Source organism: Paraniabella ginsengisoli (assembly GCF_022513635.1).
Taxonomy (GTDB): domain Bacteria; phylum Bacteroidota; class Bacteroidia; order Chitinophagales; family Chitinophagaceae; genus Niabella; species Niabella ginsengisoli.
In genome coordinates, this window is the sequence record NZ_JAKWBL010000004.1 from 1,299,215 (window position 1) to 1,325,845 (window position 26,631).

At 38.1% G+C, this 26,631-nt stretch carries 27 protein-coding genes, 1 tRNA gene and 4 pseudogenes; 23 read left to right on the forward strand and 9 right to left on the reverse strand.

Annotated features, from left to right (window positions below):
• Nucleotides 1-66: 66 nt before the first annotated feature.
• Nucleotides 67-369: a hypothetical protein gene (locus tag MKP09_RS24380; protein WP_240833242.1), complete on the reverse strand. Its 303-nt coding sequence runs from the start codon at nt 367-369 to the stop codon at nt 67-69.
• A gap of 324 nt (nt 370-693) precedes the next feature.
• Between MKP09_RS24380 and MKP09_RS24385 the strand changes: the two genes are divergently transcribed.
• Nucleotides 694-855, forward strand: a complete 162-nt coding sequence (locus MKP09_RS24385; RefSeq protein WP_240833243.1) for a hypothetical protein — start codon at nt 694-696, stop codon at nt 853-855.
• 7 nt (nt 856-862) lie between these two features.
• Here MKP09_RS24385 and MKP09_RS28795 read toward each other — a convergent pair whose 3' ends face one another.
• Nucleotides 863-1,333, reverse strand: a complete 471-nt coding sequence (locus MKP09_RS28795) for a hypothetical protein (protein ID WP_449587083.1) — start codon at nt 1,331-1,333, stop codon at nt 863-865.
• Nucleotides 1,334-1,498: 165 nt separating this feature from the next.
• Nucleotides 1,499-1,832, reverse strand: a pseudogene (locus MKP09_RS28800) (sterol desaturase family protein); the annotation flags it as partial.
• A gap of 527 nt (nt 1,833-2,359) precedes the next feature.
• Between MKP09_RS28800 and MKP09_RS24400 the strand changes: the two are divergent.
• From MKP09_RS24400 to MKP09_RS24475, 16 genes and pseudogenes are all read left to right on the forward strand, one after another.
• On the forward strand, nt 2,360-2,689 hold the full coding sequence (locus tag MKP09_RS24400; protein ID WP_240833245.1) for an NAD(P)-dependent oxidoreductase: 330 nt from the start codon (nt 2,360-2,362) through the stop codon (nt 2,687-2,689).
• Complete coding sequence (locus MKP09_RS24405) at nt 2,659-3,642, forward strand: sulfite exporter TauE/SafE family protein (RefSeq protein ID WP_240833246.1); 984 nt, start codon at nt 2,659-2,661, stop codon at nt 3,640-3,642. The genes MKP09_RS24400 and MKP09_RS24405 overlap by 31 nt, the downstream gene beginning before the upstream one ends.
• A gap of 259 nt (nt 3,643-3,901) precedes the next feature.
• A complete protein-coding gene (locus MKP09_RS24410; RefSeq protein ID WP_240833247.1) occupies nt 3,902-4,288 on the forward strand; it encodes a hypothetical protein in 387 nt (128 codons plus the stop codon).
• Nucleotides 4,289-4,326: 38 nt separating this feature from the next.
• A pseudogene (locus MKP09_RS24415) lies at nt 4,327-4,770 on the forward strand (phytanoyl-CoA dioxygenase family protein); the annotation flags it as partial.
• A 53-nt stretch (nt 4,771-4,823) separates the two neighbouring features.
• Nucleotides 4,824-5,645: an SDR family NAD(P)-dependent oxidoreductase gene (locus MKP09_RS24420; protein WP_240833249.1), complete on the forward strand. Its 822-nt coding sequence runs from the start codon at nt 4,824-4,826 to the stop codon at nt 5,643-5,645.
• A 16-nt stretch (nt 5,646-5,661) separates the two neighbouring features.
• A tRNA-Cys gene (locus MKP09_RS24425) sits at nt 5,662-5,732 on the forward strand.
• Nucleotides 5,733-6,327: 595 nt separating this feature from the next.
• Entirely contained in the window at nt 6,328-7,104 is a 777-nt protein-coding gene (locus tag MKP09_RS24430; RefSeq protein ID WP_240833251.1) for a sensor histidine kinase, read from the forward strand.
• Nucleotides 7,070-7,852 carry a LytR/AlgR family response regulator transcription factor gene (locus MKP09_RS24435; RefSeq protein WP_240833253.1) on the forward strand — a complete coding sequence of 261 codons (783 nt, stop codon included), beginning with the start codon at nt 7,070-7,072 and terminating at the stop codon, nt 7,850-7,852. The genes MKP09_RS24430 and MKP09_RS24435 overlap by 35 nt, the downstream gene beginning before the upstream one ends.
• Before the next feature lie 249 nt (nt 7,853-8,101).
• On the forward strand, nt 8,102-9,832 hold the full coding sequence (locus MKP09_RS24440) for a cation:proton antiporter (protein ID WP_240833255.1): 1,731 nt from the start codon (nt 8,102-8,104) through the stop codon (nt 9,830-9,832).
• A gap of 20 nt (nt 9,833-9,852) precedes the next feature.
• On the forward strand, nt 9,853-10,188 hold the full coding sequence (locus tag MKP09_RS24445) for a hypothetical protein (protein ID WP_240833257.1): 336 nt from the start codon (nt 9,853-9,855) through the stop codon (nt 10,186-10,188).
• Nucleotides 10,189-10,229: 41 nt separating this feature from the next.
• Complete coding sequence (locus MKP09_RS24450; RefSeq protein ID WP_240833259.1) at nt 10,230-10,676, forward strand: SufE family protein; 447 nt, start codon at nt 10,230-10,232, stop codon at nt 10,674-10,676.
• Nucleotides 10,677-11,199: 523 nt separating this feature from the next.
• Entirely contained in the window at nt 11,200-11,397 is a 198-nt protein-coding gene (locus MKP09_RS24455; protein WP_240833260.1) for a hypothetical protein, read from the forward strand.
• Nucleotides 11,398-11,483: 86 nt separating this feature from the next.
• On the forward strand, nt 11,484-11,681 hold the full coding sequence (locus MKP09_RS24460; protein ID WP_240833261.1) for a hypothetical protein: 198 nt from the start codon (nt 11,484-11,486) through the stop codon (nt 11,679-11,681).
• Between the two features lie 117 nt (nt 11,682-11,798).
• Complete coding sequence (locus MKP09_RS24465) at nt 11,799-12,971, forward strand: HlyD family secretion protein (protein ID WP_240833262.1); 1,173 nt, start codon at nt 11,799-11,801, stop codon at nt 12,969-12,971.
• A gap of 140 nt (nt 12,972-13,111) precedes the next feature.
• Nucleotides 13,112-14,564, forward strand: a pseudogene (locus MKP09_RS27705) (peptidase domain-containing ABC transporter).
• Between the two features lie 20 nt (nt 14,565-14,584).
• On the forward strand, nt 14,585-15,325 hold the full coding sequence (locus MKP09_RS24475; RefSeq protein WP_240833263.1) for an ABC transporter ATP-binding protein: 741 nt from the start codon (nt 14,585-14,587) through the stop codon (nt 15,323-15,325).
• Nucleotides 15,326-15,335: 10 nt separating this feature from the next.
• On the opposite strand, the gene MKP09_RS24480 is transcribed toward MKP09_RS24475, so the two are convergent.
• From MKP09_RS24480 to MKP09_RS27125, 3 genes are all read right to left on the reverse strand, one after another.
• Nucleotides 15,336-15,530 carry a hypothetical protein gene (locus tag MKP09_RS24480; RefSeq protein WP_240833264.1) on the reverse strand — a complete coding sequence of 65 codons (195 nt, stop codon included), beginning with the start codon at nt 15,528-15,530 and terminating at the stop codon, nt 15,336-15,338.
• A gap of 104 nt (nt 15,531-15,634) precedes the next feature.
• Complete coding sequence (locus tag MKP09_RS27120; RefSeq protein WP_317235431.1) at nt 15,635-16,159, reverse strand: aldo/keto reductase; 525 nt, start codon at nt 16,157-16,159, stop codon at nt 15,635-15,637.
• Nucleotides 16,135-16,617, reverse strand: a complete 483-nt coding sequence (locus tag MKP09_RS27125; RefSeq protein WP_262915611.1) for an aldo/keto reductase — start codon at nt 16,615-16,617, stop codon at nt 16,135-16,137. Before MKP09_RS27125 ends, MKP09_RS27120 begins: the two co-directional genes overlap by 25 nt.
• A 951-nt stretch (nt 16,618-17,568) precedes the next feature.
• On the opposite strand from MKP09_RS27125, the gene MKP09_RS24490 reads away from it, so the two are divergent.
• The 6 genes and pseudogenes from MKP09_RS24490 (at nt 17,569) to MKP09_RS24510 (ending at nt 23,333) form a co-directional block, all read left to right on the forward strand.
• The gene (locus MKP09_RS24490; protein WP_240833384.1) at nt 17,569-18,639 is read left to right on the forward strand and encodes an efflux RND transporter periplasmic adaptor subunit; all 1,071 of its coding nucleotides are present in this window, start codon (nt 17,569-17,571) and stop codon (nt 18,637-18,639) included.
• A 14-nt stretch (nt 18,640-18,653) separates the two neighbouring features.
• Nucleotides 18,654-20,189 carry an efflux RND transporter permease subunit gene (locus tag MKP09_RS27130; RefSeq protein ID WP_262915612.1) on the forward strand — a complete coding sequence of 512 codons (1,536 nt, stop codon included), beginning with the start codon at nt 18,654-18,656 and terminating at the stop codon, nt 20,187-20,189.
• Between the two features lie 5 nt (nt 20,190-20,194).
• Nucleotides 20,195-21,915 (forward strand): annotated as a pseudogene (locus MKP09_RS27135) (efflux RND transporter permease subunit).
• Complete coding sequence (locus MKP09_RS24500; protein ID WP_240833265.1) at nt 21,899-22,207, forward strand: efflux transporter outer membrane subunit; 309 nt, start codon at nt 21,899-21,901, stop codon at nt 22,205-22,207. Before MKP09_RS27135 ends, MKP09_RS24500 begins: the two are co-directional and overlap by 17 nt.
• A 2-nt stretch (nt 22,208-22,209) precedes the next feature.
• A complete protein-coding gene (locus MKP09_RS24505; protein WP_240833266.1) occupies nt 22,210-22,446 on the forward strand; it encodes a hypothetical protein in 237 nt (78 codons plus the stop codon).
• Nucleotides 22,443-23,333 (forward strand): TolC family protein, encoded by an 891-nt coding sequence (locus MKP09_RS24510; RefSeq protein WP_240833267.1) that lies wholly within the window; start codon nt 22,443-22,445, stop codon nt 23,331-23,333. Before MKP09_RS24505 ends, MKP09_RS24510 begins: the two co-directional genes overlap by 4 nt.
• 84 nt (nt 23,334-23,417) lie before the next feature.
• On the opposite strand, the gene MKP09_RS24515 is transcribed toward MKP09_RS24510, so the two are convergent.
• The 3 genes from MKP09_RS24515 to MKP09_RS24525 form a co-directional block, all read right to left on the reverse strand.
• The gene (locus MKP09_RS24515) at nt 23,418-24,869 is read right to left on the reverse strand and encodes an RtcB family protein (protein WP_240833269.1); all 1,452 of its coding nucleotides are present in this window, start codon (nt 24,867-24,869) and stop codon (nt 23,418-23,420) included.
• 192 nt (nt 24,870-25,061) lie between these two features.
• Nucleotides 25,062-26,138: an AAA family ATPase gene (locus tag MKP09_RS24520; RefSeq protein WP_240833271.1), complete on the reverse strand. Its 1,077-nt coding sequence runs from the start codon at nt 26,136-26,138 to the stop codon at nt 25,062-25,064.
• 1 nt (nt 26,139) lies between these two features.
• Nucleotides 26,140-26,619, reverse strand: a complete 480-nt coding sequence (locus MKP09_RS24525) for a ribonuclease H-like YkuK family protein (RefSeq protein WP_240833273.1) — start codon at nt 26,617-26,619, stop codon at nt 26,140-26,142.
• Nucleotides 26,620-26,631 lie beyond the last annotated feature (12 nt).

A 26,631-nucleotide genomic window follows, 5' to 3' on the forward strand; every position in this document is an offset into this window, starting at 1 on the left:
ACGAATACTTAACTAATTACTATTAGCTGTTATATAAAAAAGAGAGGAGAGCGCTTGTTATATTTTTTAAGCAAGTGAAGGCGGGCCTCTGCTTGTGGAAGCCTGTAGACACAGGTCATCAACTATCGTTATGTAATAGCTGTTGTATGTGAAAATTTGATAAGGTAGCGAAGCGATTTCAATAACGGAAATTTCTGGTGTTCCTCCAATATTTCTATTAACTATATGATCGCATATAGAGCAACTGCTTTCGTTGCTTACAAACTTTTTAATACCAGTTTCAGTAACTGAATGGTTGGTTTTATGATGATGATGAAAAGCCTGAATATAGAATGAGAAGGATAACAGCAATAAGCATATTAATGCCATTGATCTTTTAAAGCCGATGGAGCTATATGTTTCCTTTATTTTCAAAATCGCAACAAAGTTGCATATTTGTATTTGATTTACCAAAAGAAATGCTAGAAAAGACGTCAGATATTTTTTATAGTATAGGCAATTTTTAAAGGTGTGAAATGATGAATTGAAAAAAGCCTATTAGTCTTAATTTTGAAATGTGCATCTGCTAACAATTTTTGCTACTGCTGCCATTTAAAGCTCCTAAATATTTCAACAAATGTTAGATACCATTTCAATACATCTCAACAAAGGATATCTCAGGAAAAGTATAGCTGATATGAAAAAGATCAGAAAATGATTGACCTCCCCATATTTGCTTCTTTAAAAACCGCCGTAGAAAAATGCCTTGTCGCTCATCCAAACCTTACTATACAGGATATTAAATTCGAAGATGCTGTTGCTGAATCAACACCAGACATGATAGAAGCTACCATATATTTTAAACTTATCTCCTAAGCATACATTATTTGCTATACAACAGGCGTGTGTAAAATCGCTTAATGTCGCTGTAGTATATGATTGCTATTATGATACTTGAAATGAACCAGGTTGCGGTATAGGAGGAGGGGTAAAAATAGTACAGTAAAAAAAACAAAAGACAACCTCTGGCTATTTCGAGATATGATATCCAACGTCTTTGGTCTAAAATGGCACCGCAATTAACCAGGCTTATTATTATAAAGCAGCTAAATAGGACCAGTGAATTTATTGAAAAGTATTGTTCAAATAGTAGAACTGCAAAAAGAGTAAATATTGATATCGCAGACTGTATGCTAACATAATAACGTATTGCTTTTGTAGGTGGCGATTTTTCTTTTCTGAATTTTAAAAATTTACGCTCCAACACAGCTCGATACCTGGGGTCCAGTTCATCAGGTTTTCCAAATAGGACGCGCCATTTTTGTTTAAAACTTTTAGCATAAATGAAATTCATTGCTATTTCCAGAATAAAATGAAAATGCTGCCAGAGAAAGCTATGACTGTCGAGTGGCTTGGTAAGTCCATAAGCGATTTTCACATTGCTGTCTTCTTTCGCAAACGTGCCAAATAACTTGTCCCAGACGATTAACACATCGCCATAATTTTTATCAAGGTATTGTGGATTAGATGCATGGTGAATACCGTGATGAGTGGGTGTTACGAGGATTTTTTCGAACCAACCCCATTTGCCTAATGCCTGCGTGTGAATGAAAAATGGATAAAGGCCATGAACCATTAATAAGGCGGATATCATAAGTGGCGGAAAGCCAAGCAGTGGTAATACAGCCCAAAACAAGCTTCGCACGACGGCCTGAAATACCGTGATTCGCGCTGACACAGTGTAATTCTTCGCTTTGATGATGTACAACATGAACTGCCCAAAAAACGTTGATCTCGTGAGCGAAGCGATGATACCAATACCAGACAAGGTCTGTTGCCACGAAAAGGAGCATCCACGTAAATACTGTAGCCTTTATGTGGAACAAAGCAAAATGTTCGTGTATGTATGAAAAAAATAAAAGAATAATCCTGTCGTAAACAGGTCAAGCAGTCGCTCCGCAATGCCAACATTTATATTAGCCACGGATTCGGCATACTGAAAAAAATTCTTCCCACTTTTTTTAGAATATAAATACTCCCAGGCTATAAAAAATAAAAACAAGGGAACTGCAAGGGCAATAAAATTCAAATGCATGATGTCGATATTTTATTTAGTGGACTAATCAGAGACATTTTCTATACTATAAGGATTGTCAAAATGATTACTAATTCCTGCTAACAAAATAGATTCTTCTGGAACTAAAAGATATTTTGACCATTAGAAACAGTAAAAGTAATATATTTGTCCACTAAAATGATAGACTAATGTTTTTTTATACTTGATTAGTGTAATGTTGGAGGTGAGTAAATGGTTTAAAGAATTTTAGAAAAGTGCGAAGGCATTTAATCTTAAAAAGAGAAAAGATTTAATAAAGTGATTATGAATGATGTTGTAAAAGAAAGTCGAGAAGAGGGTTCTTCTGACTTATTATTGAACATTAACAAATTGAAGGTATTGATTGTAGGAGAGGAAGGGGTACTAAAACGTCTGAAGGATATTTTAAAAACCGCGCCGCAAACTAACATAACAGTGGTTGCCCAATCAATATCAGCGGATGTAAAGCATTGGGCCTCGTCACAACCTAATATTAGTCTGCAAGAAAGATTATATCAAAATGATGACCTACAAAATGCCGATGTGTTGTTGGTTGCTTCGAGTCAATCAGCATTCGTAAAAAAATGGTTCAACACGCACGTGACCTGGGATTAACCAACATTCACCTTGAGCAAGGCGAATCACGAAGCCACACTAAAAAATATTTGGAAGAAGATCAGGGAAGCGGCCGTGGCGTATCGAACAAAAGGATTGCTACTTATGCACTAGCTGCTTTTGGCTTTATGCTTATCGGTCATTTAATCTTTTCTTATTGGCCTTTTGATGCTATTAAAGAACAAGCAGTAACCTTATACAATTCATTAGGCCAATCATTTCTTATAATGCTAGCCGCCGGTTTTGTAGCGCAATTAGTTGATGGGGCTTTGGGTATGGGTTACGGTGTTACAAGCGCTACCATTTTATTATCTGCTGGCGTAAACCCTGCAGCTATCAGTGGTAGCATACATACGGCCGAAATGTTTGCAAGCGGTGCATCGGGGTATAGCCATTATAAGTTTGGAAATGTAAATAAAAAACTTTTTAAAACCTTGCTGATTCCGGGTATAATTGGCGCTATTGCCGGCGCAATCTTATTGGTTTACCTTGGAGAAAAATATAGCGACCTTGTGCGTCCTATATTAGCTTTTTACACATTATTCCTTGGCTTGAAGATTATATACAATGCTTTTCAAAAGCAAATTGCAAAAAAGAAATTCAAATATTACCGTACCCTTGCCGGTGCTGGTGGTTTTTTTGATTCTTTTGGAGGAGGAGGATGGGGGCCCATTGTTACTACTACGTTGATCACTAAAGGCCGCAGCCCTAAATATGTAATAGGTTCCGTAAGCCTTACCGAGTTTTTTGTAACGCTGTCGAGTGCCTTTACCTTTTTTATACTATTAGGCGTTAGTCATTGGCAAACTATATTGGGTCTTATAATTGGTGGCCTGGCTGCAGCACCTATAGCAGCTAAACTCGCTGGCAGACTACCCAGAAAAACAGCATTCATACTTGTTGGTTTACTCGTAATTGTTTGGAGTGTGAGAATCTTAATCAAGCTACTATAATATTATTTTAACAATAAAGAGAAGGCAAAGAATTTTTTAAAAAATAATAGTCTACTTATTTTGTGGACTAATGTTTTCACCTTATTTTCGCGTTATCAAATATCATTGGTTTTGAAAACAATTTCAACATATACAAATTCTGTCCAAGCCATACATTTTTATGTATGTATGTGTTGTTGTTGCTAACATCCTGCTTTCTCAAAGCCACTTCATCTTTAGTTTCCCTCTTTATTATTTTAACCTTTAATATTTTTCCGTTATGAGCAACGCTACACAGCAGTTTCATTTCTATGATGAGATCACCTCAATGCATACAGATCATCTTAACACACATGGTATATTACACTTCAAACAGTTTGTTTCTTCCCATACAGTAAGACAACTTCTGTATGAAACAAAATCTGTTGAAAATTTTTTACTGAACAAAGGAGCTTCGTTTGTAAATGGCATACCATTAAAATTTGGTACGGATGTTAATGGTACACCTCTGATTCAACGCATCGCATTTGCTTCGCAATATAGTTCTATACTCCGCGACTTTTTAAAGAGTGATCGTATTCAGCAACTAGTAAAGCTTTTACTTCCTTTTGATGGAAGGATTGGCGAGACCGAGAAAGATGTCTTCTTGTTGTTAACCACTATTTAAATACAGATGATAGTGGCTTTACAAAATTAGGTTGGCATACAGATAGCCCAAGAGATCTGTTTCTGGGATCAAGAATTAAACCCATGCTTAATGTAGGCCTTCATTTGGACGATTGCCCTCAAAGTAATGGAGGTTTAAGAGTATTGCCAGGTACGCACAATAAAGGATTGTTGACATTATTTTTTAAGAAAAAATATTTTATCGATCACAAACCTGATGATAAAGAAGTGGGCCTGGATATAGAGGCTGGAGATTTGACAGTACATGATGGGCGCTTATGGCATCGTGTACAACAATCCTCTTATATTGGTGAACAAAGCAGGAGAAGGGTTATGTATATACCAGTGATAACAGGCGCTTACGAGCCCAAGCATGAATTGAGTGATACACCTTTTTACCACAAACTGGCGAGATTAGCATTCAATAGGCAAAAAAGAAACACTGTTCCGGATTTTACACCTGAGTTAACACCATCTATATAATACACTTCTCATGTATTTAAAAACATTATTTAAAAAGAAAATAGCAAGTTGACATGTCATACGCATTAATAACAGGTGCTGCAAAAGGAATTGGACGCGCCATAGCAATAGAGTTGGCCCAACAGAAAAGGGGTTTGATTTTAATAGACATTGACGAAAGGCAGTTGCTGGAAACCGCGCAATACATTCGCGATAAATACTACGTAGATATTGTAACTATTGTTCAGGATTTAAGTGCACAGGATGCTGTTGCTAATATATTTTCGAGAACGCAATGGTATCATAACTACTTAAACATTGTTATCAACAATGCAGGTTATGGACTTAATGCACCTTTTGCACAGCTCAATATCGAAGAACAGCTAAATATTGTAGATGTGAACATTAAAGCTCAATTAAGGCTGGCGCATGCATTTATTCCTATCCTCAATCGTTTTTCTCAATCTTACTTGTTGAATGTTGGAAGTACGACCTGTTACCAATCGGTGCCTTATCTGTCCGTTTACGCAGCATCAAAGGCATTTGTTATGTCCTTTACCCGTAGCCTTCGATACGAACTGAAGGCTTCATCTGTATCTGTCAGTTGCTTGGTACCAGGCGCTACAGATACTGCATTTGTAACCCGTGCGGGAATGGCAGCCTATACTTTGAAAACTGCAGAACGCTTCAATATGAGTCCGCAGACGGTTGCCAAAGTAGCTGTCAAAGGAATGTTTAAAAGTAAAGCAGAAATTATTCCAGGGTTCTCGAATAAACTAAATGCATACTTAACGAGATGGGTGCCTAAGATTTTAGTAGAACGTATAGCTGCAAATATTTACAGGCCAAGAGAACAGAGAAGGGAGGTGGGGCAAACTGTGATTACACAGTATTAGGTTAAAAGATTTATAAAGCCACGTGGCCGAGTGGTGAGGCTATGGTCTGCAAAACCTATTACGAAGGTTCGAATCCTTCCGTGGCGTCTTCCATTTGGTATTCAATTATTTAAAAAAGGGAATTGTATTTTTTCTTCTGTAGTAAAAATTTATAGCTAAGGAGCTTACCTGCCCTGCGTTACACGCAGGGCTTTTGTTTTATATTAACAAATTCGATAAAATGTGGCACGATGTTTTATTATTAATATTTAACATACAAAAATTAACGCTCCATACTTAAAGTCTCCTAATTTTTTAGTACTTTATGTTGAGTTTTAAAAACGCTCAAAAACTGCTATTTACTTAAAATGGTTTATGCAATAAAAGATTTCAGAGGTATTGAGCACGAAAAATATTTAAAGACTGTGTTAGAGGGTTTAACACAAAAACCCCAGCAAACTTGCTGGGGAGGGCTTAGAACCTCCTGTTTCTACAGGAGGTATTTTTTTACTGATAATTGCTAAAAGAACAATTATTGGGTATAAATGATTTTTGCAACAATTTTCGTGCCTTAAAATATCATAAATATCTATAAAACTCTGCAAGTCATTTCCTCAGAGTATAAATTATTTTATTTAGCGTGAAAAGAGTCTCGCATTTTAGTAACAAAAGGTATTTAGCAAAACAAGTATCTTTGGTATAGTTGAAAATATTTATGCTAGTAAATATGCCCCCGAATCTCCTGTTATTATTATCAGGGATTGTTTTGCTCTTAATTGGCCTGGTTATATTTTTTGCCATTAAATCAAAAAACGCAACAATACGGCGAAATGAAATTCACGATCGGCTTCAGCAAATAGAAGGACGATTTGATGCGCTCCAGTTGGAAACATTGGAATCAAAATTGAATCCACATTTATTTAAAAACATTCTAAATTCCATACAATCGCACGCATATCAAACTTATTTTGCATTGGATAAGCTAGGTCATGTACTAGATTACATTTTATATGAGAGCCGAAAAAAATTCGTTACACCAAAAGAAGAAGTAGAATTTGCGAAAAGCCTTATTGAGATCAATAAAATAAAAATTAGTCCTCTTTTTCAATTGAAAGTAAAAACGAAAATAAATGAAGAAGAACCGCTTTATAAGCAACATTTATTAGCTCCTTTGATTTCGATCGATCTTATCGAGAACGCTTTTAAACATGCAGACTTGCAAAGCCAAGACGCCTTCATTTCAATAATTTTTGAGTTTTATGGAGATCACTTTTATCTTACAGTTTGTAATAAAATTTCATCCCGAAAACCACTTATCAAAGAAAGGAGTGGTATTGGCTTGATGACACTGGAACAAAGACTTAGGATCATTTACAAAGATCATTTTAAGCTTGAGAAATCTGTTGAAGGTGACGTGCACATTGCTCATTTAAAAATAAATCTTCTTGAACACAAAGCTCAAATGCTTGCTGCTAGATGATGAACTGCCGGGGCTGGCGTATCTAAAAATGTTATGCGAACAGATCCCGGGCCTTGACGTTGTACGGGCATTTAATGATCCTCAATTTTTTATTGAAGAATTCAGCTCAATTGAATTTGACTTTTGCATTCTTGATATAGAAATGCCTGCTATGAATGGCTTGCAAGTTGCAGCGTTGCTGAAAGGAAAGCCTGTGATTTTTACTACTGCTTACAAGGAATATGCTGCAGAAGCATTTGACATAGATGCCGTCGATTATGTAAGGAAGCCAGTTAAAAAAGAACGCTTGTTACAAGCAGTAAGTAAAGTGAGGGAGCGACTTGAGCGTGGCAGCAGCGGACAGCAGTTTATTCAACTTAATACTGATCAGGGAAAAGCTTTGGTTTATTTTGATCAGGTTTGCTATATCAAAACTTCTGATATTGACAGCAGGGACAAGTCGGTTTTAACGTTTGATAATAATCAGATCGTATTGAAAAATATTTCTTTCGAACGATTACAAGAGTTATTACCAACAGATCGTTTTGTCAGGATCAATAAAAAAGAAATGATCAATTTAAAAGTTGTGCAGGTGTTTTCCTTAAATGAAATAACCACAACTATTGTTTCACCCTCTAAAGAATCTCTTAAGCTGATATTGAGCGACACCTATCGAAAAACTTTATCCAAAAAGTGTCTGTTTGATCTCGTTACAAAATTTACCTGCTTTATTACATTTTTTACATTTTATTTTTCAAATGCTTTTTAGATACAGTTTGAGATGCCAAATTCGTGTTTTAAACGCTAGGATCGTTTAACTGAAAGCTCAAATGAACAAAAGAAAGAACACAATATTTTATATACTTACTGTTGGAGGTTTTTCCCTGCTTATTTATTTTATTATAATGCAGGGCCGAAAGCTGGAAGAAAAAGAACTATTATTTATCCTTCCATTCACGATCAGTGGGATGATTTTAAGGCTTCATTTCTGTATAATCTTCATCATCCTTTGGCACTATTGCTGGCACAGATTATTATTATTATACTTGCTGCAAAACTATTTGGATGGATCTGTACAAAGATCGGCCAGCCAACAGTAGTCGGAGAGATGATCGCCGGTATTGTATTGGGCCCCTCATTATTGGGAATGTATTTCCCCGGTTTTTCCGAAGTTGTTTTTCCCGCGCAGTCATTGGGTAATCTTCAGTTCCTGAGCCAGATCGGTTTGATCTTATTTATGTTTATAGTTGGAATGGAGTTGGATCTTAAAGTACTCAAAAACCAAACACACGATGCAATTGTGATCAGCCATGCAAGTATTATTGTTCCATTTAGTATGGGAATAGGATTGGCCTATTTTATCTATGAAACATTTGCTCCCGAAGGTGTGCAGTTTCTATCGTTTGGGTTGTTTATGGGCATTGCAATGAGCATAACTGCTTTTCCGGTGCTAGCCCGCATTGTGCAGGAGCGTGGAATGACAAAAACAAAATTAGGTGCTCTTGTTATTACTTGTGCGGCAGCGGATGATATTACGGCGTGGTGCTTATTAGGGGCTGTTATTGCCATTGCAAAAGCAGGTTCATTTGTAAGTTCTTTGTACACTATTGGTTTGGCAATCATTTACGTTATTGTGATGATAAAGTTGGTGCGTCCTTTTCTGGCACGCGTGGGTAATGTTCATAATTCCAGGGAAATTCTGACAAAACCAATTGTTGCGATTTTTTTTCTTACCTTAATAGCCTCGGCGTATGCCAGTGAAGTGATAGGAATACATGCATTGTTTGGAGCATTTATGGCAGGCGCGATCATGCCCGATAACCTCAGGTTCAGAAACCTGTTTATTGAAAAGATCGAAGATGTAGCCCTCATCATCCTGTTGCCATTATTTTTTGTATTTACCGGGCTTAGAACACAGATTGGCCTATTAACGGATCCTGAACTATGGAAACTTACTGGTATTGTTATATTAATTGCTGTGGCAGGAAAGTTTTTGGGTAGCGCATTGGCTGCAAAATTTGTTGGGCAGAATTGGAAAGACAGTCTTTCAATAGGCGCACTTATGAATACTCGCGGACTTATGGAACTAGTTGTTCTTAATATTGGTTACGATATTGGCGTTTTAACACCGGAGATCTTTTCGATGATGGTTTTGATGGCGTTAATCACCACCTTCATGACCAGCCCGGCTTTAAGCGTTATTAATTGGGCATTTAATTCAATGTCCACTAAACGAACGGCCTTTGCGTTGAAGGAGCTAAGCAAGTATAAAATACTTTTTTCTTTTGATAAGTCCGATACTGGTAAAAGCCTTTTAAAAATAGCGCATTCTTTTAGCAGCAAGCTAAATGGCAATGCTTCATTAACGGCAATGTTGATTGCTCCAGTAAGCGAGCTTCATTATTATGACATCGATGAATATGAAAAAGAAATTTTTAAACCGGTTATTGAAGAGTCTATAATTATAGAAAGAAAAATAACCACGCTGTTTAAAACCTCTACAGATGTAGATAATGAAGTAGTAACAATAGCCAACAAAGAAAATTATGACCTGCTTTTGATAAGCTTAAAAGAGTCTATTTATGAAGGAAGTTTTTGGGCAGATTACTTGGCTACACTACGCGAATTATCAATCCAGAAAAGCTTATCAGTACTGTTACAGGTAAGGAAAATGTTTTTGATGTTTCTCCTTTTGATGAGCATACACGATCGATCATTTCCAAGTCACAAATACCCGTTGGAATATTGATCAATAAGGAGCTAAACGCTGTGAGCCGTGTTTTAGTACCACTATGTGACGAGGCCGATGCTTTTATTATAGATTATGTTCAGAAGTTAATTTATAATGCCGGAGCACAGTTAATCATATTGGATGCCACTAATATTATACAGTCAAACGCGGTAATAAAAGAGCGGATACGTGCAATAGAGCAAACGGCCCCAAATCATATTAGTATAAGTCAGGATAAAAAAATGGATAGTGAGTGGCTGAAAGATTTCGATCTGATCTTAATTGGGCTTGATAGCTGGAAAAGACTGGTGGAATCGAAAAGTGACTGGTTGTCTTATATACCTTCTACATTGGTTATCTCAGATAACCATTGATATAGCTGAAAATTTTCTTATAATATTTTAAAACTGTTATTATGCATTTGAACAAAGCACAGGATAAGATCATCGATGAGTTTGAAGCAATTGTTGATCAGGTTAAAAGCAAATTCAGGTATTTTCGCCACGTGGCCAACCTGGGCTCATTGCTTCCAACAGTTACTTCAATTCAGCGAACCAATGAAAAATTAATCAAGCTGACAAAGTCTAAAATTTGGCTTGACGCTGAATACAAGGACGGTAAAGTCTATTATTCCGGCGATAGCGATAGTAAAATAATGAGAGGCATTTTATTGCTTTACATTCGTGTTTTTTCCGGCAGAACGCCCAACGAGATCGTCGATTCTGATATTTACTTTACAAATGAAATTGATCTGCACCATTATCTTTCTCAGGACAGGCGTGGTGAAATAGCATCACTATTACAGCGTATAAGATCAGTGGCAGCTGGTTATAAAGTACAAAGCCTTGGCAATAAAGATTAAAATGCGATATAGATTTTAGCCTTAGTAGATGAACAGTGCCGCACATTTTTAGTGTTCTTTAACGAAATTTAAAAACTTCGGCATAGTGTTTATACTAATAGAGATATGAACCTACGATTGTTGAAAAATAGATAACTTAAAGAAGTATAAATTATACAATTCAGCTTATTGGATAAAGAAAATAACAAATTTTAATTTTGCATGTACAGGTTAAACAAAGCAAAGCCCCAGTTTCTACGGGGCTTTTCCTTTGTCCCTAGCTCAAAATATATCTCTCTTAATATACTCTGATAACATTATCATTATGTTTCTTCACATTTTTTAAGGTTTTAATTATTGGCTTAACAAACCACTGATTTTTAGAATCTAAAACATAATTTATTTTTATATTTTTCTGTTTTGTGTTACAATTCATTGTTTAAGGAAGCATAAAATAAAACCGCTCTGAAATGGATGCCGTATATCAATTAGGGAACTTGCCGAAAACCCTCTAAACAGAGTAGGCATCATTAAAAACTTTTTTATGAAATTGCAAGAATTACAACACGAAGAATTACAACATGTAAATGGCGGTCTTCTTGGATTAGGAGACGGGCAATTTGGATTAGGCGCTTTATTAGAAGGCGGTATTGGCATTAGCCATACAGATGAAGATGGAAACACGGAAAGTACACAAATAGGCTTCAACTTAGGAAGCGTATTGGGTGGTATGTTTGACTAACATATAAGTTTATCCGGCAATTTATTTTAAGGAGGACAAGCTGAAAACCTCAAACAGAGTAGGCATTTAATTTTAAAACTATTTTTATGAAATTACAAGAATTAAACATAGAAGAAATGAAATCAGTAAATGGCGGACTTTTAGGATTGGGCGATGGTAGCCTTGGTCTTACCGGAGTATTAGAGGGCGCTATTGGTATTAGCAATACAGATGAAGATGGAAACACAGAAAGCACACAAATTGGATTTGGCCTTGGAAGTATGTTAGGTGGCATTTTTGACTAATCTTTCTCTTTTGAGTTTATGAATATACAGGGATAGCCAGTTTGGCTATCCCTTCTTAATAATAACAAACAGGTATGCTATTTGCCTGTATTTGTAAAGCCCATTTAATTCTAAAAAATGCCTGAGCAAATTCCTAAATCGAAAATATTTCCAATTGAGATTGTTGACTATACCGTTGAAAAGCATTTCAGCGCGTATAATCCAACGAGTCGAAGATTGTACTTGATCGTTTTAGGAGTATTCTTCCTGTTTGTGATACTTATGTTTATCATCAGGGTTGATGTGAGTGTAAAAAGCGTTGGTATAATCAGGCCTTTACAGGAGCGGGCTAATATCAGATCAGCTTTTGATGGAGTGATTGATTCTTTATATGTTAAGGAAAACAGCCATGTCGAGGCTGGCCAGGTAATTATGAAAATAAGGTCAAAAGCGATTGATGAAAGAGGCCTGGCATTGAGTTCTGAGAAAGATAAATTGACAGCTGAAGTATCTGATCTGCGAAAACTTTTAAGTGGTTCAGGAGGCGGTCTTGAGTCATCTGTTTATGCACAACAATATAATTTATACAGGCAAAAATTAAGCGATGTTCAATTACGGTATGATCTGGCTCGTAAGAATTTTAACCGTTATACTACATTGTATAAAGGAAAGGTCATTTCGGCGGCTGAGTATGACAGGTATAAATATGAGATGAAGGCTGTAGAGAGTGAAGTAGCGCTGGTGAAGGAAGCGCAGCAAAGTCAATGGCAAGCCGATTTGATGACATTGGAAAGACAACTTATCGAATCTGGTGCCAATGTAAATATTGCGGAAGAGCGAAAAGATATGTACACCATTAAAGCGCAGGTAAGCGGCACCGTGCAGGGGTTGAGCGAAATACAGGAAGGGAGTTTTATAAGTGCGACACAATCATTAGGAGAAATATCACCCGATTCAATGCTCATAGCGGAAGCATATATTCCTTCTAAAGATATTGGTTTGATAAAACTTGGCGCACCTGTTAGAATACAGGTTGATGCGTTTGATTATAATGTTTGGGGCATGTTAACAGGGAAAGTAGAATCCATCTCAAGTGATATTTATACAGACGCGGAGCAACCTTATTTTAAAGTGCGGTGTACATTAAATCAACATTACCTGAAGCTAAGGAATGGCTATAAAGGATACATAAAGAAAGGAATGGCTTTGCAGACAAGGTTCCGTATAACCAGAAGATCGTTATATCAATTATTGTATGATCAGACAGACGACTGGCTCAATCCCAATATTATAAAAGAAAAAAACATTTAATAAGTATAAATAATGTAGTGTGCAGAAAGGACAGGAAAATAACAGCAAAGGGGGTGAAAGTATTTTTATGCAGAAGATAAAAAGATCTTAGGCTTTTTACCCTTCATATCTACACAATATAATCGTAAAAAAGTGCGATTATTAAGCAGCATGATTATACTGACTGCGGAGCGGCTTGCCTAACTTCCGTTGCCGCTTATTTTGGGCTTCAGTTGCCCATCGCTAAGGTCAGGCAAATGGCTTTTACTGATCAAAAAGGCACTAACATGTTGGGCATGTTGGAAGCTGCTCAAAAATTGGCCTTTCGGCAAAAGCGGTTAAAGCTGCTTATGAAAACTTAGAAGGTATTCCTTATCCTGCAATAGCACATGTTATTATTGATCAGAAGCTGCATCATTATGTTGTGATTTTCGGAGTAAGTGAAAAAGGCGTAGAAGTAATGGACCCTGCAAAAGGGACTTTGAAGATAATGAGTCCGGAAGATTTCCGCAAAATATGGACGGGCATTTTGATGTTGTTAGCACCTGTACCAGAATTTAAACAAGGGAGTGAAAAGGTTTCTGTTATAGCCCGATTTGCTTACCTGCTACGGCCGCACAGGTCTATCTTAATACAAATTTTGGTGGGCGCTGCGGTGTACACTGTACTTGGGTTATCCACTTCCGTTTATCTTCAGAAAATAATAGATTATGTGTTGCCTGACGGGAACCAGAACTTGCTGAACCTGATGAGTATTCTTATGATCTTTATTTTACTGGTACAATTGTTCATTAACTATACAAGAACCATCTTGACCATACGCACTGGCCAGCATATTGACGCCAGATTAATATTAGGTTATTACAAACATTTACTAAAGCTCCCTCAACAATTTTTTGATACCATGCGTGTGGGTGAGATTATATCTCGAATGAACGACGCTGTAAAGATCAGGGTATTTATAAATGATGTGTTAGTGGCCTTAGCTGTGAATATTTTCATTGTAATTTTTTCTTTCGTGCTCATGTTTACCGCGTATTGGAAACTGGCCCTCATCATGCTTGCAGTAATACCGTTGTATGGTATTGTTTATTTTGTTTCGAATAGAATTAATAAAAAACACAGCGGAAAGTGATGGAGGCAAGTGCTGAATTGGAAGCGCAGTTGGTAGAATCAGTTAACGCTGTTGGTACTGTCAAGCGCTTCGGGCTTGAATCTTATGCCAATGTCAAAACAGAAGGGAGATTTATAAAATTACTTCGTAACATTTATGTGTCAGCAACCAATTCTTTATGGATAAGCTCTGGCGGCAGTCTTATCACAGGGTTATTCACCGTTATATTATTATGGGTCGGTTCAACATTTGTACTGAACAAAACTTTATCTCCCGGCGAGTTACTTTCTTTTTATGCTCTGCTAGGATATTTTACCGGGCCTGTTGTTAGTTTGATCGGAATGAACAAAACTATGCAAGATGCACTTATTGCGGCTGACAGGTTGTTTGAGATTATGGATCTTGAAACGGAAAGCGATCATAACAAAACCACGCTGGAAAAAGATATGATTGGAAATATTGAATTTAAGGATGTCTTTTTAGATATGGTACACGTGTAAATGTTTTTCAAGGTCTGAATATGGTTTTTCAAAAAGGACATATAACGGCTGTTGTTGGCGAAAGTGGTTCAGGTAAAACAACTTTACTTTCTCTATTACAAAATATTTATCCATTGCAATCTGGCCGTATATCCATTGGAGATCTTGATATTAAATACATCACAAGCGAAAGCATACGTACTTTGGTAAGTGTCGTTCCGCAACAGGTTGATCTGTTTGCTGGTTCGGTAATAGAAAATATAGCGGTTGGTGTTTATGAGCCAGACATGAGAAAGGTCTTATCCATTTGCAAACAGATCGGAATTCTTGATTTTGTTGAATCTTTGCCTAATGGATTTGATACATACCTTGGCGAAAACGGAGTGAATCTTTCCGGCGGTCAAAGACAGCGTTTAGCCATTGCACGGGCTCTTTACAAGGAACCTGAAATATTAATATTAGATGAAGCAACCGCTGCATTAGATTCATTTTCTGAGAAAAACATTCAACAGGTTATTCATGAGCTTCGAGGTCAGGGAAAAACAATTATTCTCATCGCCCATCGGTTAAGTACAGTAATGAGTGCGGATAAGATATTTGTAATGAATAAGGGCGAAATTATGGAGGATGGTACGCACGAGGAATTGCTTAAACGAAAAGGTGCATACTATCAAATGTGGGAGCAGCAATTTCCAATGATCAGTAACCTCATGCCAAAACCTAAACAAGCGCCTCGCAAAAAAGGAATAGTACAACGGCCGAAAGTAAGTAAGAAGCTATAAATCTGAATACTCAATTCTTAACACCCGTTACAAGAATATGCCCTTCATCAAATTGAGTAAAAATAAAATCTGATTTGTTGAAGGTTGTCTTTTTGATTTCTTCGTGTACAAGCGTCAGCAATATGATTACTTGCTGAATGAAATCATCAGATTCTGATTTTGTGAGAGATTTAATTACTTGATCGTAGTTGAGTCCTGTTGTCATTGCGGTTAGAGTTAGACCTAAATTACAAAATATAACTGACAAATGCAAGTAAATGGAAAAAATGAGCAGAAAAATGGACCTCTGCAATTTAAGATTAGTACTAATTAGTAATGGCCTCTTATGGAAGATTTTATTTGGCTGTCATACAAGTGTCGGAGTTTTTGCATAATAGCTTCAGGTAGTGGTGGCAAAGCCGAAGCAGCTACATTGCTTTCAACCTGTTCGATCTTTGAAGCACCAGGTATAACGGTGGTTACTGCAGGATGGTCCAGAATCCACCTCAACGCCCATTGAGCCATTCTCTGATCAGGAAACAATTCCGCTATTTCTTTTGATAATTTTATGCCCTGCTGAAATTCAATTCCTGAAAACGTTTCACCTGCATTAAAAGCTTCGCCATTGGAATTGTAATTGCGATGATCTTTTTCGGAGAAAACGGTTTTTTCACTAAACTTTCCGGTCAACAATCCACTGGCTAATGGAACCCTGACAATAATTGCTATGTTTTTCTCTTTCGCTTTCTCAAAAATTTCATCAGCAATATGTTGACGAAAAAGATTAAAGATGATCTGCAAGGATGCAAGGCCGTCTTGTTCAAGGCAGATCAAAGCTTCTTCTGTTGTCTCCACGCTTGCCCCCAGTTTTGGATAAGCCCTTGTTCCTTAAATTTTCTTAAATGTATAAACACATTTCCTGAACGCATTTCTTCGGTAGGAATGCAATGAAGTTGTTCCAGAAACAAACTAGGCATTTTCAAATTCTCTAAAGAGCTTTCAATTTGCGCTTTCATCGAATCATAGGTGAAGTTCTGGGGCCATCCATTCTTGCCATCATGCCGCCTTCCTAATTTCGTTGCTACATAAATTTCTTTCTTTATTGATTTTAAGAAACGTCCTATCAGCATTTCGCTGATGCCCATGCCGTAAACATCAGCAGTATCAATAAAATTACCGCCGGCTTCAACAAAGGTTCTAAGTATGGAAAATGCTTGCTCTTCTTCAATCGCACCCCAATCTGCACTGCCCAATTGCCAGGTACCTAATCCTATTTCAGAAATTTTTTTGTCTTGAAAGATTCTGTAATTCATAATGGACGTCAAACCTACACCAAATTTTTCATGTGGGCGACAATGACAGCCATACAATAATTATGATTTCAACAATGGTTTGATCGTAATATTATTTCTTGTAAAAAGAAATAATTGATTTTTTTAAGCATAAAAAAAGAGGGGCGAACACTGACCTGGAAAGATCCTGAAGCCCACTCTAGCCCTCTAAACCGTTGTAAAAATACCACGCATTTACAAGGCAATCCAATCATTTTCGATGAACACCTTATCTTCTTCGGTGAATGCCTATATTTTATAGATCTCCAATTTTTATAAGATGTTACTTTAGTATAAATTATAAGTATTGATACTATTTTTCTTTTTTTAACATACAAGTTTTAATCAACTTATATAGTTTTGCGAACTTGAAAATGAGACGGTTTTTCAGATTTTTCTTACTGCTTTATTTAGCCCTTCTACTTGGTGATGGAGTTTTGCTCGCTTCGACCAATAGCAGCGGGAAAAGGATTTTTATGCTTACTCCCGAAAAGCCTGACGGTAACCGGCAAGTACAACTTCGAGCCATTGAGGTGGAGGAATATGATTACAAACTTGTCTCAGTTCAAAAATGGCGTTCTGCTTATTCAAATCCTTTGCACATAACGGTATCGAAGTACGTCGATTTGTATTGTGATTTATTCTTACCGGTTAATTATTCTTTTAGTCGATCAAAGAAATATATACTCCATCGCGTCTTTCGAATCTGATACTTTTTCTAACTGGCATTGCCATGTCTTCTAGTAATTGTTTCTGCAATTTCTCTGTAGAAATATTATGCTGGAAATACACTCCCACATTATTGGGATGGATATTTTATTTTTTACTAAAGTAGCCTGCTCAACTTCAAATAAGCCGAAGTCTGAACATGTACCTCTATAGCTATCGGAATACCCGATCCTTAATTACAAAACATATATACACGTGAAAAAAATGATCATGCTTCCGGGTCTGCTGGCCCTGTTGTGCTATACCAGTTGCACATCTCACAAAGAGGAAAAAGAAGCCGAAACTAAATTTGTGGTTACCTCACCGCTTAAAGCAGACACTACATTTTCGAAAGATTATGTCTGTCAGATTCATTCTATTAATCATATCGAACTAAGGGCTTTGGAAAAAGGATACCTACAGAGTTGCTTTGTAGATGAGGGACAACATGTAAAAAAAGGACAACTTCTTTTTCGAATTATGCCTAAGCTATATGAAGCCGAAGTGAAGAAAGCCCAGGCGGAAGTGAAAGCGGTTAATATAGAATACGATAACACCAAGTCTTTGGCCGATAAAAATATAGTATCGGCAAATGAATTAGCGCTGGCAGGTGCAAAACTGAAAAAAGCAGAAGCAGAACTTTTATTAGCGCAAACACATCTTGGTTTTACCAATATCCGTGCACCTTTCGATGGAATCATCGATCGTTTTAGAGTGAGAGTTGGCAGCCTATTGGATGAAGGAGAATTGCTTACTACCTTATCTGACAATAGCAAAATGTGGGTCTACTTCAATGTACCCGAAGCCCAGTATTTAAATTTTGCTGCTGATAAAAAGGCTGATAAAGCAGTTGTAAAGTTGATAATGGCCAATAATCAGTTATTCCCTAATACGGGTATTGTTGAAACCATAGAAGCTGAATTTGATAATGAGACGGGGAATATCCCTTTCAGGGCCACGTTCCCTAATCCAGACAGATTATTACGGCATGGAGAAACCGGAAATATAAGAATGACAGAGCCGATAAAAGATGGCATCATCATACCGCAGAAGGCCACATTTGAAGTGCTTGACAAAAAGTATGTATATGTGGTTGATAAAAACAGCCAGATAAAGTCAAAAGAAATAACTGTTGGTGCTGAAATGGAAGACTTATTTGTAGTTACATCGGGCCTGACAGAAAGTGATAAAATATTACTGGAAGGATTACGTAAGGTTAAGGAAGATGATAAAATATCTTATGATTACAAAGACCCACATGCCGTGATGACTGCGTTAAAATTACCGACCGAATAAAAAATTAAAATAACATGTTTAATAAATTTATACAAAGGCCGGTGTTAGCAATAGTTCTATCATTGGTCATCATTTTTATGGGTGTGCTGGCAGTAAAAACACTGCCGGTTTCGCAATTCCCTTCTATTGCGCCGCCCATGGTTGTAGTAAATATTGCATATCCCGGAGCCAGCGCAGATGTATTGGTTAACTCAGTACTGATACCACTAGAAAAATCTATCAATGGTGCGCCGGGTATGAAGTATATGACTTCCGATGCAACAAGTGCCGGGGAGGCTACCATACAGGTTGTATTTGATCTTGATGTAGATCCAAATCAGGCGGTCGTCAATGTAAAGAATAGGGTGGAGCAAGTTACAAGCAGGTTGCCCGAATTAGTGCAGCGCGAAGGATTGGTGATTAGTTATACATCACCCAACATGCTGATGTATGTTAATTTATACAGTAAAGATCCTAAAGCTGATGAAAAGTTCCTGTACAACTTTGCCAGCGTAAACATTATACCTGAAGTTAGCCGATTAAAGGGAGTGGGAAGTGCAAAGATCTTAGGAAGCAGGCAATATGCCATGCGTGTATGGCTGAAGCCCGATAGGATGCGTGCTTATAATGTTTCTACGGATGAAGTTATGAAAGCGTTAGCTGAGCAAAGTGTGATTGGCTCTCCAGGTCGTATAGGACAGAGCTCTGGCAAACGTTCTCAATCCCTGGAATATGTGTTGACGTACGAAGGCCGTTACAGCAAACCTGAACAATATGAAAACATTATTGTTCGCGCTAATGCTGAAGGTGAAATATTGCATTTAAAAGATGTTGCAGATATCGAATTAGGCAGCGAGTTTTATGATATCTATTCTAATATGGATGGCCATCCTTCAGCCGCTATCACGCTAAAGCAAACTTATGGAAGTAACGCCAGCGATGTAATTAAAGAAGTAAAAGAGAAGCTTGAGGAACTTAAAATAAGTTCATTCCCGGCTGGTATGGATTATCAGATCAGCTATGATGTATCCAGCTTTCTTGATGCTTCTATCGAGAAAGTGATACACACGTTGGCAGAAGCTTTCATTCTTGTAGCCATCGTGGTTTTTATATTTCTTGGGGATTGGCGTTCAACATTAATTCCCACGTTGGCTGTTCCTGTATCTCTTATAGGCGCGTTCATTTTTATGCAAATGTTTGGGCTTACCATTAATTTGATAACGCTTTTTGCACTGGTACTTGCCATTGGTATAGTGGTTGACAATGCAATCGTTGTTGTGGAAGCCGTGCATACTAAAATGGCAGAAGAACATTTATCGCCTTATAAAGCAGTAAAGAAGGTATTGCAGGAAATAAGCGGAGCTATTATCGCTATCACATTATTGATGACGGCAGTATTCATTCCTGTTTCATTTATGACAGGGCCGGTTGGTATTTTTTATCGTCAATTTTCTATAACGATGGCAACTTCCATTGTTATATCAGGAGTTGTTGCACTTACACTTACACCAGTGCTTTGTGCTATGATATTAAAAAATACACACGGTCAGCCTCGCAAAAAACACCTATGAACAGGATGATCGATGCATTCAACAACTGGTTCGAAAAGCTTACCGGAAGATATGCAAAACTGCTCCGCCGAATAGCAGGACGCAGAACGGTAACGTTTGGATTGTTGATTGCTTTTTGTGTGGGGATATGGTTGACTTCAGAGTCGTTGCCGTCGGGTTTCATTCCAGCCGAAGATCAGGGAATGGTATATGCTATAATACAAACACCTCCGGGCTCTACGCTGGAACGTACTAACGACATAGCACGGGAATTACAAAAACTGACAAAAGAAGTCGAAGGTGTTCAGTCTGTTTCATCTCTCGCGGGTTATGAAGTGTTGACTGAAGGACGGGGTTCCAACGCCGGAACCTGTTTGATTAATTTGAAAGGTTGGTCCGATCGCAAACATTCCGCTCAAGAGATCATCGAAGAACTTGAAGAAAAAGTAAAAAGATCCCTGGTGCTGTCGTTGAATTTTTTCAACCACCGGCAGTACCCGGATACGGCGCTGCAGGAGGTTTTTCTCTTCGCCTTTTAGACAAGACCAACTCCGGAGACTATAAAACGTTTGGAAAAGTGAATGATGAATTTATGGCCGCGCTTAAGAAGCGTAAGGAGCTAACCGGGTTGTTCACTTTTTTCGCGGCTAATTATCCGCAGTATGAACTTCAGATAGATAACCAGGCCGCCATGCAGAAAGGTGTTTCGATCGGTAAAGCAATGGACAATTTATCTATATTGATAGGAAGTACTTACGAACAGGGTTTTATCAGGTTTGGTAATTTCTTTAAAGTCTATGTTCAGGCAGAGCCAGGTTCCAGGCAATTGCCTGATGATGTTTTGAAATTATATATAAAGAATGATCGCGATGAAATGGTGCCTTATTCAGCATTCATGAAGATCAAAAAAACACAAGGACTTAATGAGATCACTCGTTACAATATGTACACATCATCTGCAATCAACGGTGCGCCAGCATCAGGTTATAGCAGCGGCGAAGCTATTAAAGCCATACAGGAAGTAGCCGAAAAAACGCTGCCGCGCGGTTATGGTATCGACTGGCTGGGATTGTCTAAAGATGAAGTTGGGCGCGGCAATGAATCCTTATATATATTCCTCATCGTTCTTGTCTTTGTTTACCTCGTTCTGGCTGCGCAGTATGAAAGTTTTATTCTTCCATTGGCTGTAATTCTTTCGCTGCCGGTTGGGATATTAGGTGGTTTGCTGCTTATCAAAATGATGGGTCTCGCTAATGATATCTATGCACAGGTGGGATTGGTGATGTTGGTTGGGTTGCTTGGTAAAAATGCAGTATTGATTGTGGAGTTTGCTGTTCAGAAAAGACAGGAAGGTTCATCTATTCTTGACGCTGCAATTGAAGGTGCCAGAGTGCGTTTCAGGCCAATATTGATGACCTCCTTTGCATTTATTGCAGGACTGCTGCCGCTGTTAGTAGCAACGGGCCCCGGCGCTATTGGAAACAGAACGATAGGTTCTTCTTCTGCTGGAGGTATGTTGTTAGGAACACTACTTGGTGTAATTGTAGTTCCTGGCCTTTATTACATATTTGGTTCATGGGCGGATGGCCGTCATCTTATACAGAAAGAAGATGAAGTGCCGTTGACAGAACAGTTTATGCAAAAGAAGAAAAGAAGAAAGTTTAAGCTTTTCAAAAAAAGAAATAACAATACTGAGAATGGTGAAGATTCTATAAACAAAAACAATGATCATGATGCGGAAAAATAAATTTTCAATAATCCTTGCAATGGCTTGTCTGTCGCTGGGATATACAGGCTGCAAAGTTCCGGAGCTTGTAAGCCGAACGGAAAACAAAAGCACGCCTTCAGCTTACAATAACAACACAGATTCAACAAATGCAACATCAATAAAATGGAGAGATCTTTTCTCTGACCCTTACCTGGCCTCTTTAATTGATACAGCTTTAAAAAATAATCAGGAGTTAAATATCGTGTTGCAGGAAATAGAGATGAGCCGGAACGATATCAGGATTCGTAAAGGTGAATATCTTCCTTTGTAAACGTGGGAGGTGGTATTGGTGTTGACAAAGTAGGTCGTTATACTAATATTGGCGCCATGGAAGCAACAACGGAAATAGAACCAGGTAGAGAAATGCCGGAGCCGGTGCCGGACTTCTCCTTAGGCGTTTATGCAGATTGGGAACTGGACATCTGGCATAAATTACATAATGCAAAAAAGCAGCTGTTAACAGGTATTTGGCCAGTGTTGAAGGCAAAAATTTTGTTGTCACGAATTTGATTTCAGAAATAGCCAATTCGTATTTTGAATTGCTTGCGCTTGATAACGAGTTGAGCATTGTGAAGCAGAATATCACAATTCAAACAAATGCGTTAGAAATAGTGAAGCTGCAAAAAGAAGCTGCAAGAGCTACAGAGCTTGCAGTACAAAAATTTGAAGCTGAAGTGCTTAAGACAAGAAGTTTGCAATATGAAATTCAACAGCAAATTACTGAGACAGAGAACAAGGTTAATTTTTTGCTGGGAAGATATCCGCAACCTGTTTTAAGAAGAACAGAGACATTTAATAACGCTGCAGTTAAGCAAATATCAGCTGGATTACCGGCACAGTTGTTAGCGAATCGGCCTGATATAAGACGTGCTGAGCAAGAGCTTGAAGCTGCAAAGCTTGATGTGAAAGTTGCCAAGGCTCAGTTCTATCCTTCTGTCCGGTTATCCGCTTCTGTAGGTTATCGTGCCTTCAACCCGGCTTACCTGATCAAAACACCAGAGTCGTTATTATATTCTCTTGCAGGTGATCTGGTGGCTCCGCTGGTTAATAGAAATGCGATCAAAGCAGAATATGGTAATGCAAATGCAAGGCAAATACAGGCAGTATATAATTATGAACGAACCATATTGAATGCATATACAGAAGTAGCGAATCAATTGTCGGGTATTGCTAATTTGCAGAAGAGCTATGACCTTAGATCCAGTCAGGTAGATGCTTTGACACGATCGATCGATATTTCAAATGATTTGTTCAAATCTGCCCGAGCCGATTATATGGAAGTATTGATGACGCAGCGCGATGCATTGGAATCGAAGTTTGAATTAGTTGAAATAAAGAAAAAGCAAATGTTGAGTCTTGTGAATTTATATCATGCGCTTGGTGGCGGATGGATGTGAGCAGCGAATCGCGCGCATATATAAAGCAAAGAAGCCGGAACTATAAAGTTTCGGCTTCTTGTATTTTGTGCATGCTAATAGCGATTATTCACCCACTATTTCATCTTTCTTTTTCTTCCAGCTACGGTGGCTTGCACCATCCATTTTTACAATTTTTGGGGTAAACTTCCCTACAACATCTACCAACGCTGTTTGAGCTTGCATTACGGTATGGATGTCCTTGTAAGCAAAAGGCGATTCATCCAATCCGCCGCCCATTAGTTTTACTCCGAATTTATTCAGTTCATCTCTAAATTGCTTGTCGGTTACAGATTGTATCGCGCGTGTACGGCTCATTTTTCGTCCGGCCCCATGCGATGCAGAATGGATCGCTGCTGTTTCACCTCTACCTTTCACAATAAATCCATCGGCAGTCATGCTGCCTGGAATAATGCCTAAAACATTTTTGCCTGCAGGCGTAGCGCCCTTGCGATGCACGATTACTTCCTTGCCATCCAATAATTCTTTCCAAGCAAAATTGTGATGATTCTCCACCATCGTAACCGGTCTGCGTCCCAGCTGCTTTGCAATTTTATGATGAATAACATGATGACATGCAGAAGCATAATCGCCGGCCAGATTCATCGCCAGCCAGTATTCCATACCTTCTTCTTCATCTAATCCAAGCCAGGCAAGGTTTTTGGCCTCCTGCGGTAAACGCCGTTTACCGATGGCCAGTTTTGTAAAATGATTGGCAATATTAGCACCCAAGGCACGAGAACCGGAATGTGTAAGAAAGCCGACATAATTTCCCGCTTCAATGCCCAGCACGTCATCTTTTTCGGGAATGGATACTAATCCAAATTCCGCAAAATGGTTACCCGATCCGGATGTTCCCAATTGTTTCCAAGTGCGACCATGAAGTTTTTTTAACAATGGTATTTGATAGAATAATTCATTCTCCATCACTTCATCATTGGCAGCCTGATTAAACTGTGCGCCGCTTCCAAACAAAGTGGCTTCACCCAATTCTCTCGCAAAAAATGATTCGCGGTCGGTCAACTCCTTTGGATTGATATCAAAGATGCTCAAACACATTCTGCAACCAATATCAACGCCAACTCCATAAGGTATCACAGCATTGTCCGTTGCTAATACACCACCTATAGGCAATCCGTAACCGCTGTGTGCATCGGGCATTAATGCGCCAGCCACAGCCACAGGAAGTTTCGCCGCCTGGTACATTTGGTGCATAGCGCCTTCATCAATATGCTCCTGTCCGAAAATATTGAAATGAATGCCATTTTGATTTAAAGATATTTCAGCGCCAGCTACATCTTTAGGCTTCGGCATCAGTTGCTGTGCAATGGAGCCAAATGTCTCGTCAGTTGCATAGTCTTTCGGCGCAGCTAAGATTTTCTTTAAAACATCAAAAGCTTCTTCCTTGCTTTTATGTTTGTAAGCTTTTTGCATTACGTTCATAGCAACAGAAATCACAGGGCCTTCCGGATATCCTATTGCCCTAAGTTCTTTGCCTGTTACATTAAGTTTGCTCATAATTTTTATTTTTTGTTATGGCGTGCCCCTCGTTTGCCAGGCTACACAGCCAGCGCACACTCAGGTCGGGCTATTCGCTACAAGTCCTCACTACGCTACGCTTCGTTGCGGGCTTTCCGCTTCTATCCCTCACGCGATAAAGATTGTAAAGTTGAATATAAACTGCGCAATACTTTTTGCGTATTCTTTTTATTATACTTCAACTCCACTCATTCTAAAACCTATTACCCGTTCTTTTTGTTTTAATGGTTTCTTTGTTTCGTGTTGATTGGCTATTTCTGCAATGCTCATCGGCTCTTTTACTAATGTGCCAAATCCAAAATGCTTGCTTAATGCCTGTGCTTTATCGGTTCCTAATTTTCCGAACTCGTATTGCGCAATTAGCCTGCCTTTGCGCAATAACGCATTATCGATCATCGTTAGCGAACTATTAAACGTGCAGATAATTTGTACATTTAAAAAGTCTGCTAATAAGCCATCAGAAATATTCAGCAAATTTGAAACCGAAGAACTGCTGCTATACTTTCTATCCATAATAATATTTTCTGCATCTTCTATCACCAAAATAGAATTGGGATTGTCGATCAATAATTCAATAAAATCAGGGTTCATCAGATTTCCGGCAACACCCGGCGATAAAAACAATACACGTTTTTTCAATTTGCCTACAAGATGTCGCAGGTAAGTGGTTTTTCCTGTACCAGGCAAACCGTGAAGCAATACAATTCCCTTATCATTTTTATTTCGTAACCGTTTCTGAATAACTGCATCTGTTTCTATAAAATCATTTTCATAAAACAGCTGGAGATCTAACTTGATCCGTTTAATTTCCATGCCTTTCAGCTCCAGCCCACGTTTGGTAGAAACGACCAGATTTATTTCAAGCGGTTTTCTGCGTTGCTTTTCCTTGTTGGCTAAAGCTAACAAAGCGAAGCGGTTGATCATTTCCGTTTGTTCGCCGCTATGATACAGGTAGCCATAATCCTGATCAAGTTCAATCAGCAAATTGTTTTTACAGATAATAATTTTTTGATTATGTGCAAATTTTTTCTTTTGCTGATTAAAGTCGCTCCGTTCAAAAACATGCTGGATATTATCTGCCCAATCCTTTTTAATTGCTTCGAACAACTTTTCACCATTGATACTTTCAAAGCAATACTGATTAGGAATAGTATTGTAGAGTTGCGTGTACAAAGCTGCTGCTTCAATGTAATAGGAATTGAATATGATCCCGGTATTTAATTTCTTATCGTTAAAAATATTATCCATTTTATTGTACTATTTTGTTAGCGCAATTAGTGCTTGCGAATGCCTGTGGCTTGGCCCGGAAAGCAAAGCCCATACCTGTTATATAACCCATCGCATCTTTCAAGGCATCATTACTTTTAAACGCAGGGTCAGTATTAATATCCGCATGAACTTCAAGTTCTGTATTGAAAGCTGTAAATACATCACATAATTCATAAGCTATTTCAATACTTTTCAGTACTTCCTTTAACATGCGCTCTTTAATGCTCATTTTTTGAACCACTTGCTCAGAATGTATAAACATAAAACCTCCTTTGCCTTTGCGAAGAAAAACGATCACTGTCGCAAATTCCGTTTTCCTGCTTTTCACCTGACTGTCTGTTCCAATGCATACTTTTATTTTGTGGCCTGCTGCAATTTCCTGTGCAAGCCGGTTTCTTACAGCCTCCTTAATAGAAGGCTGCAACTGCATTCCGTTTAATGTACGCCATCGCTGTTTCATTTTTTTAGTTTT